The following is a 14183-nucleotide window of genomic DNA, read 5'->3' on the forward strand; positions in this document are numbered from 1 at the left end:
GAGGGAGCTGCACAGTCATGGAACTGCACGACGTCTGGTTCGTCCTCATCGCCTTCCTGTGGATCGGCTACTTCTTCCTGGAGGGCTTCGACTTCGGGGTCGGTGTCCTCACCAGGCTGCTGGCCCGCAACCGGCCGGAGAAGCGGGTGCTGATCAACACCATCGGCCCCGTCTGGGACGGCAACGAGGTGTGGCTCGTCACGGCGGGCGGCGCTACGTTCGCGGCCTTCCCCGAGTGGTACGCCACGCTCTTCTCCGGCTTCTACCTGCCGCTGCTGGTCGTCCTGGTCTGCCTCATCGTGCGCGGGGTCGCCTTCGAGTACCGGGTGAAGCGGTCCGGAGAGAGGTGGCAGCGCAACTGGGAAGCCGCGATCTTCTGGACTTCGCTGATCACCGCGTTCGTGTGGGGCCTGATCTTCGGCAACATCGTGCGCGGAGTGAAGATCGACTCCGAGCTGGAGTACGTCGGCGGCATCGGCGACCTGTTCAACCCGTACGCCCTGCTGGGCGGCCTGGTGACGCTGTCGCTGTTCACCTTCCACGGAACGGTGTTCGTCGGGCTCAAGACCGTGGGTGAGATCCGGGAGCGGGCACGGAAGATGTCGCTGCGGGTGGGACTCGTGACCGCCGTGCTGTCCCTCGTCTTCCTGCTGTGGACGCAGGCCGACAAGGGCAACGGTGCCTCGCTGCCCGCGTTGGTCGTGGCGGTGGTCGCGCTCGTCGCCGCGGTGGGTGTGGCCCAGACAGGGCGTGAGGGCTGGGCGTTCGTGCTGTCGGGGCTCACCGTCGTGGCGGCGGTCGCGATGCTGTTCCTGACGCTCTTCCCGAACGTCATGCCGTCGTCGCTGCACGAGGACTGGAACCTCACGGTGACCAACGCCTCGTCGAGCCCCTACACCCTGAAGATCATGACCTGGTGTGCGGGCATCGCCACACCGGTCGTCCTGCTCTACCAAGGGTGGACGTACTGGGTGTTCCGCAAGCGGATCGGCACGCATCACCTCGCCGAGGCCGCGCACTGAGTCCGACAGGGAGCTGTGTCTCCGCGTGGCGTTTCACGTGAAACACGGCTCCCCGGGACGAGGGGTGTGTTTCACGTGGAACACGCCCGCTGAGAGAAGAGTGTGTTTCACGTGAAACCGATCGACCCACGCCTCCTTCGTTACGCCAGGGCCACCCGCCTCTTCCTGGGTGCGGTCGTCGGCCTCGGTGCCGTCGGTGCTCTGCTCGTCATCGCCCAAGCGATGCTCATAGCCGAAGTGGTGGTCGGCGCCTTCCAGCACGGGATGTCGGTCGGTGAGCTTCGCACTCCCCTGTTGTTGCTGCTGGCTGTGGCTTGCGGTCGGGCGCTGGTCTCCTGGACGACGGAACTGGCCGCCCACCGGGCAAGCGCGGCGGTGAAGTCGGAGCTGCGCGTCCGGGTGCTGGAGCGCGCCGCGGCGCTCGGTCCGGGCTGGCTGAGCGGACAGCGCACGGGTTCGCTCATCGCCCTCGCCACGCGCGGCGTGGACGCGCTCGACGACTACTTCTCGCGCTATCTGCCGCAGTTGGGGCTCGCGATCGTCGTGCCCGTGGCGGTGCTCGCGCGCATCGTCACCGAGGACTGGGTGTCCGCGGCCATCATCGTCGGCACGCTGCCGCTCATCCCCATCTTCATGGTGCTCATCGGCTGGGCCACGCGCTCGCAGATGGACCGCCAGTGGCGGATGCTGTCGCGTCTGTCGGGCCACTTCCTGGACGTGGTCGCCGGGCTGCCGACGCTGAAGGTGTTCGGCAGGGCCAAGGCCCAGGCCGAGTCCATCAAGCGGATCACCGGCGAGTACAGGCGAGCGACCATGCGCACGCTGCGCATCGCGTTCCTGTCGTCGTTCGCGCTGGAGCTGCTCGCCACGATCTCCGTCGCGCTGGTCGCGGTGACGATCGGCATGCGGCTCGTGCACGGGGACATGGACCTGTACATCGGCCTGGTCATCCTCGTTCTCGCGCCCGAGGCGTATCTGCCACTCAGGCAGGTGGGAGCCCAGTTCCACGCTGCGGCCGAGGGCCTCGCGGCGGCCGAGGAGATCTTCGAAGTACTGGAGACGCCCGTACCGGCATCGGGCTCGCAGCCCGTGCCGGAGGGGGAGATCCGCTTCGAGGACGTGACCGTCCGGTACCCCGGGTGGGCGCACGACGCCGTCTCCGACGCGTCCCTCGCGGTACGGTCCGGGGAGACAGTGGCGCTCGTGGGGCCGAGCGGCGTGGGCAAGTCCACGTTGCTGAACGTGCTGCTGGGGTTCGTGGAGCCCACCGCGGGGCGGATACGGGTCGGGGGCACCGATCTCGCCTCCCTCGACCGGGACGCCTGGCACGCGCGTGTGGCCTGGGTGCCGCAGCGGCCCCATCTGTACGCCGGAACCATCGCCGAGAACGTACGCCTGGCACGGCCCGACGCGGACGAGGCGGCGGTACGCGGGGCGCTGGCCGACGCGGGAGCGCTGGCGTTCGTCGAGGCGCTGCCCGACGGGCCGGACACGCTGCTGGGCGAGGACGGCGCCGGTCTGTCGGCCGGTCAGCGTCAGCGGATCGCCCTGGCACGGGCGTTCCTCGCGGATCGGCCCGTGCTGCTGCTCGACGAGCCGACGGCCTCGCTGGACGGGGAGACCGAGGCGGAGATCGTGGACGCGGTGCGTCGGCTCGCGGCCGGGCGGACCGTCCTGCTGGTGGTCCACCGGCCGGCTCTGCTGGAGGTGGCCGATCGAGTGGTCCACCTGGAGCCCGCGACCCCCGTGACGACATCCGGTGCCGCGTCGGCCGGGAGCGTGCGGGCCGGTGACGAGGACCGGCGGCTCTCGGAGGAGGACCGGGGGGACCCGCGGAACCGCGAGGCTGCAGAGGCGGTTCGTGGGCGGGAGGCGCCGTCCGGCCGGCGGGTGTCCGTACTGACCCGGGTGCGCGCCATGGCCGGCCCCCGGCGTGGTCGGCTCGCCCTCGCGCTGCTGCTCGGCAGTCTCGCCCTGGGGAGCGCCGTGGGGCTCATGGCGACCTCCGCGTGGCTCATCTCGCGGGCTTCCCAGCAGCCGCCCGTGCTGTACCTGATGGTCGCCGTGACCGCGACGCGGGCGTTCGGCATCGGGCGGGCCGTGTTCCGGTACGCGGAGCGGCTGGTCTCGCACGACGCGGTGCTGCGGATGCTGGCCGACACCCGGGTCGCCGTCTACCGGCGGCTGGAGCGGCTGGCGCCCGCGGGCCTGCGGCGCGCCCGGCGCGGCGACCTGCTCTCGCGGCTCGTCGCCGACGTGGACGCACTGCAGGACTACTGGGTGCGGTGGCTGCTGCCGGCCGGTGCGGCGGTCATGGTCTCGGCCGCCTCGGTGGGGTTCACCGCGTGGCTGCTGCCCGAGGCCGGCGCGGTACTCGCCGCCGGACTGCTGACCGCCGGAGCCGGTGTCCCGCTGGTGAGCGGAGCCGTGGCCCGGCGCGCCGAGCGCAGGCTCGCTCCCGCCCGCGGGGCGTTGGCCGTCCGCACGGCGGACCTGCTCACCGGGACCGCCGAACTGACGGTGGCGGGCGCCCTGCCCGCGCGGCTCGCCGAAGCGCGGCGGGCCGACACCGCACTGACCGGGATCGCTGCCCGGGCCGCGACGGCGACCGCACTCGGCGACGGGCTCACCGCGCTCGTCACGGGTCTCACCGTGGTGGGCGCCGCACTCGTGGGCGTCCAGGCGGTGGCCGACGGCCGCCTCGGCGGGCTGGCGATGGCCGTCGTCGTCCTCACCCCGCTGGCCGCCTTCGAGGCCGTGACGGGACTGCCGCTCGCCGCGCAGTTCCGGCAGCGGGTGCGCAAGAGCGCGGAGCGGGTGTACGAGGTGCTGGACGCCCCCGACCCCGTACGCGAACCGGAGGACCCCCGGCCCGCCCCGGTGTCGCCCTTCCCCCTCGTTCTCCGCGGCCTCGCCGCCCGGTACGGCGAACAGGACCGCGACGCCCTCGCCGGGGTGGACCTCACCCTTGAGGAAGGCCGCCGGATCGCCGTCGTGGGCACCTCGGGAGCGGGCAAGACCACGCTGGCGCAGGTGCTGCTGCGGTTCCTGGACGCCCGGCAGGGGGCGTACACCCTGGGCGGCGTGGACGCGTACGCGCTCGACGGCGACGCCGTCCGGCGGCACGTCGGACTGTGCGCCCAGGATGCCTACCTCTTCGACAGCTCCGTGCGGGAGAACCTGCTCCTGGCACGGCGGGACGCCACCGAGGCCGACCTCCGGGACGCGCTCGCGCGGGCGCGGCTGCTCGACTGGGCCGACGGTCTGCCGGACGGACTCGCGACGCTCGTCGGTGAGCACGGGGCCCGGCTGTCCGGCGGTCAGCGGCAGCGCCTCGCTCTCGCCCGCGCGCTGCTCGCCGACTTCCCGGTCCTGGTCCTCGATGAGCCCGCCGAACACCTCGACCTGCCGACCGCCGACGCCCTCACCGCGGATCTGCTGGCCGCGACCGAGGGCCGTACGACCCTGCTGATCACGCACAGGCTGGCCGGACTGGAGGCCGTGGACGAGGTCGTCGTGCTCGCCGGTGGACGGATCGTCCAGCGGGGTCCGTACACGGAACTGGTGGCGGTGGAGGGACCACTACGGGACATGGCCGCCCGCGAGGCGGCCGGAGAGCTGCTGGCCGGCGCGTCCGTACGCTGACGACCCATGTCCCGGCGCCGGCGTACGCGTCGGCGCCGGGGATTAATCCGTCCGTGGCACCGGATCCCCCGCACGTACGACATGAACGGGCCTCGGGGCGGTCCGCACGACACGATCGCTGACATGCGCTCACGTCGTCCGTCGCTCGCCGGTATGCGTTCTCGTGGTCGCCGTCGTGCACTGCTCGTCCTCCTTCTGGTGATCATGTCCGCGGCGTGCACGGCACGGCCGGTGGCGGCCGACGGCGGTGGAGGCACGGGACTGTCCGGCGGCGTCGAGGCCGGCGCGCGGGTGGCGCGGTTGTACGAGGACGCGGCCGCGGCGGCACAGCGGTACGAGGAGGGGCGGCTGGAGGCGGAGGCACAGCGCGTGGCGGTGCGGCGGCTGGAGAGGCTGCTGTCGCGGGAGCGGACGCGGATCGCCGTGCTCCACGAGGACCTAGGCCGGCTGGCGCGCGCCCACTACCGCCAGGGCGGCGGACTGCCGTACACCGCGCGGATGCTTCTCTCCGGAGACCCGGAGGGGCTGCTGCGCGGTCACCGGGCGGCGCGGCGGGCGGAGCACGTCGTCGACAACGCGGTCGACAGGAGCCACCGCGCGGAGACGAGGCTCGCGGCCGACGAGGCGAGGGCACGGGCACGCAGGGAGAGTCTGGACCGGCGCACCGCCGAACTCGCCGAGGTCAGACGATCCGTCGAGACGAAACTCGAGGAGGCGCGGTGGCTGTTGCAGGAGCAGGCTGACGCGTCGGCGGCGGCGGGCGCGTGCCGCGGAGCCGTCCCCCTCGACCGGCCCGGGAGCGGGTCGGTGCGGGCATGGGTCGCGCCCGTGTCGGCGTACGAGCTCTCCGCGGGCTTCGGCAGCGGGGGAAGGCGATGGGCGCACCGGCACACCGGGCAGGACTTCGCGGTGCCCATCGGCACCCCGGTGCGGGCCGTCGGCGCGGGACGGGTCGTGCGGGTCTCCTGCGGCGGGCCCTTCGGCATCGAGATCGTGCTCCGGCACACGGGCGGCTACTACACGCAGTACGCCCACCTCGCCGCGGTCAACGTCGAGCAGGGTCAGCGGGTGGCGGCCGGGCAGTGGATCGGACAGTCGGGCACCACGGGCAACTCGACCGGCCCCCACCTGCATTTCGAGGTGCGCATCACGGCGGAGTCGGGGTCGGGGATCGATCCGGTGCCGTGGCTGCTGCGACACGGTGTGGAGCTCTAGCCGGAACTCCCTCGGGACTGAGCGGCAGGCCGGTCCCGGTCGGGGACTGCCGCTACAGCCGCCCTGCCTGCTGCCGACGTTCCTCCACCAGGCGCTCTATCACGACCGCCACTCCGTCGTCGTTGTTGGCGACGGTCCGGCCCGAGGCCGCGGCGATCACGTCGGGATGTGCGTTGCCCATGGCGTACGAGCGGCCCGCCCAGGTGAGCATCTCCAGGTCGTTCGGCATGTCACCGAAGGCGACGACCTCTTCGTGGGAGATGCCGCGCTCGGCGCAGCACAGCGCGAGCGTGCTGGCCTTGGAGACACCGGGACCGCTGATCTCCAGCAGGGCGCTGGGGCTGGAGCGGGTGATGGTGGCGCGGTCACCGACGGCGATGCGGGCGGTGGCGAGGAAGTCGTCGGGGTCGATGCGCGGGTGATAGGCGAGGATCTTGAGCAGCGGCTCGCCGACGGTGGCCCCGTCCGGGGCCAGGAGCTTCTCCGCGGGCGCGAGGGCGTCGGGTACCTCCAGGTGCAGCTTCGGGTACTCCGGTTCCTGGTGAAAGCCGTACGTCTGCTCGATCGCGTACACGGTGCCGGGCGCGGCTTCGCGCAGCAGCCGTATCGCGTCGAGTGCGTTCTCCCGCGCCAGCTCCCGGACCTTGACGAAACGGTGGGCGCCCGGCCCGCCGTGCAGGTCGACCACGGCGGCGCCGTTCCCGCAGATCGCCAGGCCGTGGCCGTGGACGTGGTCACTGACCACGTCCATCCAGCGGGCCGGGCGGCCGGTGACGAAGAAGACCTCGATGCCCGCGTCCTCGGCGGCCGCGAGGGCGGCGACCGTGCGCGGCGACACCGACTTGTCGTCGCGCAGCAGGGTCCCGTCGAGGTCGGTCGCGATCAGGCGGGGCGGGACGGTCGGGGCCGGGGTCTCGGGCTGTCTCGTCGCGGAGGTCACGGGCTTATTCTCCCGCATATGCCCGCACTGGCGTACGAGGGTGCGCACAGCGAGAGGTGCGGCACGGCTTTCGTCGTCGATGCCCCGGCGCGCCTCCCTCCGCCCGCGGATCGCGCTCATCCCAGCTGCGCGGGCGCCTCCAGGGCGATTCGCTCGAAGACCTTCTCGTCCGCGGCGAAGACCGAGTCGGGGATGGGCCAGTGCAGAACGATGTCCGTGAACCCCAGTTCTCGGTGACGTCCGGCGAAGTCCACGAACGCGTCGAGCGAACGGAGCGGACGGTCGCGGTCCGGCGTGAAACCGGTGAGCAGGATCTTGTCCGTCCCGCCCACGTCCCGGCCGATCTCGGCGCATGCGTCCGCCAGCTTCTCCATCTGTCCGCGCAGCGCCCGCACCGACTGTTCGGGGGTGCCCGTCTCGTACAGCCGGGGGTCCCCGGTGGTCACCCACGCCTGTCCGTACCGGGCTGCCAGCCTGAGCCCCCGTGGGCCGGTGGCGGCCACCGCGAAGGGCAGTCTGGGCCGCTGGACGCAGCCCGGGACGTTGCGTGCCTCGTGCGCGGAGTAGAAGTCGCCCTCGTACGACACCGCGTCCTCGGTCAGCAGCCGGTCGAGCAGCGGCACGAACTCGGCGAAACGGTCGGCCCGCTCGCGCGGAGTCCACGGTTCCTGGCCGAGCGCGGTGGCGTCGAAGCCGGTGCCGCCGGCGCCTATGCCCAGAGTGAGGCGGCCGCCGGAGATGTCGTCAAGAGAGATCAGCTCTTTGGCGAGCGTGACCGGGTGCCGGAAGTTCGGCGAGGTCACGAGCGTGCCCAGCCGCATCCGCTCGGTCACGGCGGCCGCGGCCGTCAGGGTGGGGACCGCTCCGAACCAGGGGCCGTCGCGGAAGCTGCGCCACGACAGGTGGTCGTATGTGAAGGCCGTGTGGAAGCCGAGCTGCTCGGCGCGCTGCCACGCCGCGCGCCCGCCCTCGTGCCACCGGAGGTACGGGAGGATGACGGTGCTCAGGCGCAGACTCATGACTGAGAGCCTAAGCGGGCGGCGGGCGGGAGATCAGTTCGGCTCGGGAAACCGCAGGTGATCGGCCGGTAGGGCGTCCGTCAGCCACACCCCGTTGGCACTGACGCGAAACACATGGCCGGCCCGGTGCATGGCACCGGAGTCCACGGAGAGCACGACGGGACGGCCGCGCCGGGCCCCGACGCGAGTGGCAGTCTCACGGTCGGGCGAGAGGTGCACGGCGTGGCGGCTCATCGGGCGCAGTCCCTCCGCCCGGATCCCGGGCAGCTGGCGGGCCACGGTTCCGTGGTACAGGTACGGTGGCGGAACCGCAGGGGACAGGCCCAGGTCCACCTCCACGGTATGCCCCTGGCTGGCTCGGATCCGGTTGCCCTCCACGGCGAAGCGCCGCTTGTCATTGACGGCGACCACGTGGTCGAGGTCCGCCCTGGTGAAACGGAAGCCGTGCGCCGCGGCCGCCTCGACGAGCGAGTCGATGTCGGCCCAGCCGCCGACGTCGAGCGTGAGCCCGATGCGTCCGGGCTGGTGTCGTAGGTGTCTCGCCAGGTACTTCGACACCGTGACGAGGCGTTGTTCGTCCATTCCGTCAGCGTGACGGAGAGACGCGGGTCACGCACATGATTTTGTGCGTGATGTTTAATTCACAGCTAAGTGGAGTTATCCACAAGCGAGTTGGCCAAACCTGTGGACAACCAACGCTCAGGGAGGGGTTGTTCACAGCGCCTCGGTGCATCGGGCGGCCAGGGCCTTCGGCCTAGACCGCCGTCACGAACTCGGTGATCCAGGTGGCCAGCTGGTCGGGGTGGGTTCTCGGAACCCAGTGCTTCGCGGGAAGCGTCCGGCGGATCAGCCGAGGGGCCCACGACTCCAGCCCGTCGTACAGCTCCTCCGACAGGAACGCGTCCTCCAGGGGCGTGACGAGCTGCACCGGCACATGTGCGTACGCGTCCTCTCGGGGCCTGGCCAGCCGTGCCCGGAAGTTGTCCCGGTACAGCCATGTGCCGTGCGAGGCGTCCCTGCTCAGGGACGGTGTCGGGTAACCGTCCGCGGGCAGTCGCTCGGCCCGCCGGAGCATTGCGGGCCAGCGTCTGCCGAGGGGGCCGCGCCAGGCGAGCTCGGGCAGCACCGGCGTGTGCAGCAGGTAGATGTACCAAGACCTTGCGCCCTGGCCGAGGAGCTGGGCCGCCGCGCGCGGGGTGGGCCGCCTCACCCGGTGTCTGAGCCAGTGCCCGAAGTGGTCGAGGCACGGCCCGGAGACGGAGGTGAAGGACGCGACGCGCCCCTCGGTGCGCCCGACCGTCACGAACTCCCACCCCTGCACCGAACCCCAGTCGTGCCCCACCAGGTGCACCGGCCGGCCGGGACTGACGGCGTCCGCGACCGCCAGGAAGTCGTCCGTCAGCTTCTCCAGGGTGAACCCGCCGCGCAACGGTCGCGGCGCCGTCGATCCGCCGTGGCCCCGGACGTCGTACAGGACCACGTGGAAGCGGTCGACGAGCCGACGCGCGACCTCGGACCACACCTCCTTGGAATCGGGGTAACCGTGCACGAGGACGACGGTGGGCCGCTCCGGATCACCGAGTTCCACGACGCACAGCTCGACGCCGCCCGTGCGCACCCGGCGCTCCCGCGCACCGTCGGGCCATCCCTCGGCCCGTTCCTTCGTGACCTGTTCCCTCTCGTCCATACGCACCCCCCGCTCGCTCCGGCAGCCGTCCGTGTCGGCGGCGTGACTCCGACGAATCTGGCAAGGGCGGACAGCCGCGTCAACCGGCATGCCGTGAGCCTGTGGACAAGTCAAAGGCGCGTGAAGTGTGTGGGTGATCTGTTGGTTCGCGTCATGCGCGTGAGTGACGACCAGGTCCGTTCTCGGTCGGCCCGCACCCGGACGGTGCGACCGCGGGTGGACCCTTACGGGCCCGTAATACTCGAGGCTGATACGCGAACAGCTCTGCGGGGTGACGACCGCTGTGGTCCGCGACACTAGCGTTGACGACGTGACTGTGATCGCGACCGAAAGCCTGAGCAAGCGGTTCCCCAAGGTGACCGCGCTTGACCGGCTCTCCGTGGACGTCGGACCCGGTGTGACCGGACTCGTCGGGGCCAACGGAGCCGGCAAGTCCACACTGATCAAGATCCTGCTGGGTCTGTCCCCCGCCACCGAGGGCCGCGCCGACGTGCTCGGACTCGACGTCGCCAGCGAGGGTGGCGCCATCCGCGAGCTGGTCGGCTACATGCCCGAGCACGACTGCCTGCCGCCCGACGTCTCGGCCACCGAGTTCGTCGTGCACATGGCGCGCATGTCGGGGCTCCCGCCGACCGCGGCCCGCGAGCGCACTGCGGACACGTTGCGTCACGTCGGCCTGTACGAGGAGCGCTACCGCCCCATCGGCGGCTACTCGACCGGTATGAAGCAGCGCGTCAAGCTGGCCCAGGCGCTGGTCCACGACCCGCGGCTGGTCTTCCTGGACGAGCCGACCAACGGACTCGACCCGGTGGGCCGGGACGAGATGCTCGGTCTGATCCGCCGCATCCACACCGACTTCGGCATCTCCGTCCTGGTCACCTCGCACCTCCTGGGCGAACTGGAGCGCACCTGCGACCACGTGGTCGTGATCGACGGTGGCAAGCTGCTGCGTTCCAGCTCCACCCGGGACTTCACCCAGACCACGACCACCCTCGCCGTCGAGGTCACGGACACCGACGAGCACCCCGACGGCACGCGGGCCCTGCGCGACGCGCTCCACGCGCGCGGCATGGACACTCACACAGGCGGTGGACTGCCCGGCGCCGGTCACATCCTGCTGCTCACCTCACAGGGCGAGGAGACGTACGACCTGGTGCGCGACACGGTCGCCGACCTGGGTCTCGGCCTGATCCGCATGGAACAGCGGAGACACCAGATAGCCGAGGTCTTCAAGGACAGCGACGAGCAGGCGAGCACCCAGGACGCACGGAAGGAGACGGCCGGCCATGACGGTTGAGCGGCCCGCGGCACCGGCCGCGACGCGCGCGGGCGCGGAACGCGACCCGCGCGCGGGCGAGCAGACCCGCATCCACAACATCGGCTACCGCGGCTACGACGGCCCCCGCCTGGGCCGTGCCTACGCCCGCCGCTCCCTCTACTCGCAGTCCCTGCGCGGGGCGTACGGGCTGGGACGCTCGGCGAAGTCCAAAGTCCTGCCGATGCTGCTCTTCGTGGTGATGTGCCTGCCCGCCGGAATCATGGTGGCGGTCGCGGTCGCCACCAAGGCGGGCGACCTGCCCGTGGACTACACGCGCTACGCGATCGTCATGCAGGCCGTCATCGGCCTGTACGTCGCCGCTCAGGCACCGCAGTCCGTCTCGCGGGACCTGCGCTTCAAGACGGTTCCGCTGTACTTCTCGCGCCCCATCGAGACCGTCGACTACGTGCGCGCGAAGTACGCGGCGCTGGCGTCGGCCCTGTTCGTCCTGACGGCCGCACCGCTGCTCGTGCTGTACGTGGGCGCGCTGCTGGCCGAGCTGGACTTCACCGATCAGACCAAGGGATTCGCACAGGGACTGGTCTCCGTGGCACTGCTGTCGCTCCTGTTCGCCGGTATCGGCCTGGTGATCGCGGCGGTCACGCCGCGCCGCGGCTTCGGTGTCGCGGCCGTCATCGCGGCGCTGACCATCTCCTACGGGGCGGTGTCGACCCTCCAGGGCATCGCCTTCGCCCAGGACAGCACGGGAGCCGTCCCGTGGCTCGGCCTGTTCTCGCCCATCACCCTCATAGACGGGGTGCAGACCGCGTTCCTCGGCGCGGGTTCCGCCTTCCCCGGAGGCTTCGGTCCTTCGAGCGGTCAGGGCGTCGTCTTCGTCCTCGTCACTCTCGGTGCCATCGCCGGCTGCTACGGCCTGCTGATGCGCCGCTACCGGAAGGTCGGACTGTGACCGAGCTCTCCATCGACCACGTGTCGCGCTGGTTCGGCAACGTGGTCGCCGTCAACGACATCACGATGACCATCGGTCCCGGTGTGACCGGCCTGCTCGGCCCGAACGGCGCCGGAAAGTCCACGCTGATCAACATGATGGGCGGCTTCCTCGCTCCCTCCACGGGCACCGTCACACTCGACGGCCGAGCGGTGTGGGGGAACGAGCAGATCTACCGGCACATCGGCATCGTGCCCGAGCGCGAGGCGATGTACGACTTCCTCACCGGCTACGAGTTCGTCCTCGCCAACGCCGAGCTGCACGGCCTCGGCGAGAGGGCCGCGCAGAGGGCGCTCGCCACGGTCGAGATGGAGTACGCGCAGGACCGCAAGGTGGCCACGTACTCCAAGGGCATGCGCCAGCGCGTGAAGATGGCCTCCGCGCTGGTCCACGAGCCGTCCCTGCTGCTGCTCGACGAGCCTTTCAACGGGATGGACCCGCGCCAGCGGATGCAGCTCATGGATCTGCTGCGGCGTATGGGGGACGAGGGCCGCACAGTGCTGTTCTCCTCCCACATCCTGGAAGAGGTCGAGCAGCTCGCCGCCCACATCGAGGTGATAGTCGCCGGGCGGCACGCGGCGAGCGGCGACTTCCGGCGCATCCGCCGGCTGATGACCGACCGTCCGCACCGCTACCTCGTACGCTCCAGCGACGACCGCGCGCTCGCGGCCGCGCTGATCGCGGACCCGTCGACGGCGGGCATCGAGGTGGACGTCGCCGAGGGCGCGCTGCACATCCAGGCGGTGGACTTCGGCCGGTTCACGGCCCTGCTGCCGCGGGTGGCCCGGGACAAGGGCATCCGCCTGCTGACGGTCTCGCCGTCGGACGAGTCCCTCGAGTCCGTCTTCTCGTATCTGGTCGCGGCGTAGGAGGCCGAAGATGTACGACCCCACAGTCGCCCGGCTCACCTACCGGGGCCTGCTCGGCCGCCGTCGGGCCCTCATCCTGGGCGCGCTGCCCGTCCTGCTGATCGTGCTCTCGCTGGCCGTGCGCGGCTTCGGTGGCGCCGACGACCAGGTGGCCGCGGACGTGCTCGGCGGGTTCGCGCTCGCCACGATGGTGCCCATCATCGGAGTCATCGCGGGCACCGGGGCGATCGGGCCCGAGATCGACGACGGCTCGGTGGTGTACCTGCTGTCCAAGCCGGTGAAACGGCCGACGATCATCTTCACCAAACTGATCGTGGCGATCGCCGTGACCATGGTCTTCTCGGCGGTGCCGACCCTTGTCGCGGGCCTGCTCCTGAACGGCAACGGCCAGCAGATAGCGGTCGCCTACACGGTGGCGGCGCTGGTCGCGTCGATCGCGTACGCCGCGATCTTCCTGCTCCTGGGGACGGTGACCCGGCACGCCGTCGTCTTCGGCCTGGTGTACGCGCTGGTCTGGGAGGCGCTCTTCGGCTCCCTGGTGTCCGGCGCGCGCACGCTCAGCGTCCAGCAGTGGGCCCTCGCGGTCGCCCAGGAGGTCGCGGGCGGCGACCTCGTCACCTCGGACGTGGGCCTGCCGACCGCGGTGGTCCTGCTGCTGGTGGTCACCGCGGGAGCGACCTGGTACGCCGGCCAGAAGCTGAGGCGGCTGACGCTGGCAGGAGAGGAGTGACGGCGGCTCGCGGCGCCGGGTGACTCCACGCGCGCGGTGTCCGGGCGGAGAGACGTGGGCGGAGTCGCCTCGTAGGCCCTCCTGGTTCTGACGGTGACTTCACGCGGGTCCGGCCACACTGGGCAAAAGGGATGTACGGATGGGAGGGATGGAAGTGGCATCCGAGGAGCCGAAGAACGATGCCCGCGGGGTCTCGTCCTCCGAGTCCTCCGGGGGCGGTGGCGGGACAGGTGACACCTGGGACGACGTCGTGCTGGACGAGGACTTCATACGGTCCGCGGAGGCGTCCGAGCCGTCCGGACGGGCGCGGATGCTCACGGCCCGCTGGCGGAGCCAGGCACCCGAGCCCCAGCCCTGGCGGTCCGACGAGCCGCCCGCGGGCTGGTTCTTCAGCAAGGCCCGCAGACGGAAGCGGCGGCGACGGTAGCCGTAGCGGGCCGCCGTGCGCGGTGCCGCGCCGCGCCGTGCCCCGGCCGTGCGCGGCGCGTCGCACCCTGCCGGTTGTCCTCGGTGTGCCGGTGGTGCGCGTCGTGCCGTCCATCCGCACATCCGCGGCATGCGGTCCGGTCCTCCGCGCACGGAAATGCGGTGGCGTTCGACTGTGATCCCGGGCACAGTGGATCTGTCCCCGGACGCCGGATTCGGTCCGGTGTCGCGTGCTGGGAGGGAAGCTCGTCGCCGACGTGCGACAGGTTCCCCGTGGAACAGCTCGTGCTGGGCTCCGGAGCGTCGCCTCTCCGTCGAGCCGACCTGGCACAGGGCGCTGTCCGGGGCGGCCGCTTCGAGCGC

Annotated in this window: 11 protein-coding genes and 1 pseudogene; 8 read left to right on the top strand and 4 right to left on the bottom strand. The window is 71.4% G+C overall.

What is annotated here, in order from left to right:
• Positions 1 to 17 precede the first annotated feature (17 nt).
• From cydB to IEZ04_RS24210, 3 genes are all read left to right on the top strand, one after another.
• Entirely contained in the window at positions 18 to 1022 is a 1005-nt protein-coding gene (cydB, locus tag IEZ04_RS24200) for a cytochrome d ubiquinol oxidase subunit II (protein ID WP_189219055.1), read from the top strand.
• 111 nt (positions 1023 to 1133) lie between these two features.
• Positions 1134 to 4667, top strand: a complete 3534-nt coding sequence (gene cydD / locus IEZ04_RS24205) for a thiol reductant ABC exporter subunit CydD (protein ID WP_189219056.1) — start codon at positions 1134 to 1136, stop codon at positions 4665 to 4667.
• 123 nt (positions 4668 to 4790) lie between these two features.
• Complete coding sequence (locus tag IEZ04_RS24210) at positions 4791 to 5882, top strand: M23 family metallopeptidase (protein WP_229821246.1); 1092 nt, start codon at positions 4791 to 4793, stop codon at positions 5880 to 5882.
• Between the two features lie 52 nt (positions 5883 to 5934).
• Here IEZ04_RS24210 and IEZ04_RS24215 read toward each other — a convergent pair whose 3' ends face one another.
• The 4 genes and pseudogenes from IEZ04_RS24215 to IEZ04_RS24230 all read right to left on the bottom strand — a co-directional run.
• On the bottom strand, positions 5935 to 6822 hold the full coding sequence (locus IEZ04_RS24215; protein ID WP_229821247.1) for an HAD family hydrolase: 888 nt from the start codon (positions 6820 to 6822) through the stop codon (positions 5935 to 5937).
• A gap of 116 nt (positions 6823 to 6938) precedes the next feature.
• The gene (locus tag IEZ04_RS24220; RefSeq protein ID WP_189219058.1) at positions 6939 to 7841 is read right to left on the bottom strand and encodes an LLM class flavin-dependent oxidoreductase; all 903 of its coding nucleotides are present in this window, start codon (positions 7839 to 7841) and stop codon (positions 6939 to 6941) included.
• Between the two features lie 33 nt (positions 7842 to 7874).
• Positions 7875 to 8423 carry an RNA 2'-phosphotransferase gene (locus tag IEZ04_RS24225; protein WP_189219059.1) on the bottom strand — a complete coding sequence of 183 codons (549 nt, stop codon included), beginning with the start codon at positions 8421 to 8423 and terminating at the stop codon, positions 7875 to 7877.
• Positions 8424 to 8601: 178 nt separating this feature from the next.
• A pseudogene (locus IEZ04_RS24230) lies at positions 8602 to 9528 on the bottom strand (alpha/beta fold hydrolase); the annotation flags it as partial.
• Between the two features lie 316 nt (positions 9529 to 9844).
• On the opposite strand from IEZ04_RS24230, the gene IEZ04_RS24235 reads away from it, so the two are divergent.
• From IEZ04_RS24235 to IEZ04_RS24255, 5 genes are all read left to right on the top strand, one after another.
• Complete coding sequence (locus IEZ04_RS24235) at positions 9845 to 10825, top strand: ABC transporter ATP-binding protein (RefSeq protein ID WP_189219177.1); 981 nt, start codon at positions 9845 to 9847, stop codon at positions 10823 to 10825.
• The gene (locus IEZ04_RS24240; protein WP_229821248.1) at positions 10815 to 11756 is read left to right on the top strand and encodes an ABC transporter permease; all 942 of its coding nucleotides are present in this window, start codon (positions 10815 to 10817) and stop codon (positions 11754 to 11756) included. Before IEZ04_RS24235 ends, IEZ04_RS24240 begins: the two co-directional genes overlap by 11 nt.
• Positions 11753 to 12664 (top strand): ABC transporter ATP-binding protein, encoded by a 912-nt coding sequence (locus IEZ04_RS24245; RefSeq protein ID WP_189219060.1) that lies wholly within the window; start codon positions 11753 to 11755, stop codon positions 12662 to 12664. Before IEZ04_RS24240 ends, IEZ04_RS24245 begins: the two co-directional genes overlap by 4 nt.
• Positions 12665 to 12674: 10 nt before the next feature.
• Complete coding sequence (locus IEZ04_RS24250) at positions 12675 to 13394, top strand: ABC transporter permease (protein WP_189219061.1); 720 nt, start codon at positions 12675 to 12677, stop codon at positions 13392 to 13394.
• A 154-nt stretch (positions 13395 to 13548) separates the two neighbouring features.
• Positions 13549 to 13821 (top strand): SGM_3592 family protein, encoded by a 273-nt coding sequence (locus tag IEZ04_RS24255; RefSeq protein WP_373296357.1) that lies wholly within the window; start codon positions 13549 to 13551, stop codon positions 13819 to 13821.
• Positions 13822 to 14183: the final 362 nt, after the last annotated feature.

The sequence above is a fragment of the Streptomyces ruber genome, assembly GCF_014648075.1.
Taxonomy (GTDB): domain Bacteria; phylum Actinomycetota; class Actinomycetes; order Streptomycetales; family Streptomycetaceae; genus Streptomyces; species Streptomyces ruber.

Excerpts from the sequence above, each read along its gene's own strand:
- IEZ04_RS24210 (WP_229821246.1), top strand. The coding sequence starts at position 4,791 with ATGCGCTCACGTCGTCCGTCGCTCGCCGGTATGCGTTCTCGTGGTCGC.
- IEZ04_RS24240 (WP_229821248.1), top strand. The coding sequence starts at position 10,815 with ATGACGGTTGAGCGGCCCGCGGCACCGGCCGCGACGCGCGCGGGCGCG.
- cydB (WP_189219055.1), top strand. The coding sequence starts at position 18 with ATGGAACTGCACGACGTCTGGTTCGTCCTCATCGCCTTCCTGTGGATC.
- IEZ04_RS24250 (WP_189219061.1), top strand. The coding sequence starts at position 12,675 with ATGTACGACCCCACAGTCGCCCGGCTCACCTACCGGGGCCTGCTCGGC.
- IEZ04_RS24220 (WP_189219058.1), bottom strand. The coding sequence starts at position 7,841 with ATGAGTCTGCGCCTGAGCACCGTCATCCTCCCGTACCTCCGGTGGCAC.
- IEZ04_RS24225 (WP_189219059.1), bottom strand. The coding sequence starts at position 8,423 with ATGGACGAACAACGCCTCGTCACGGTGTCGAAGTACCTGGCGAGACAC.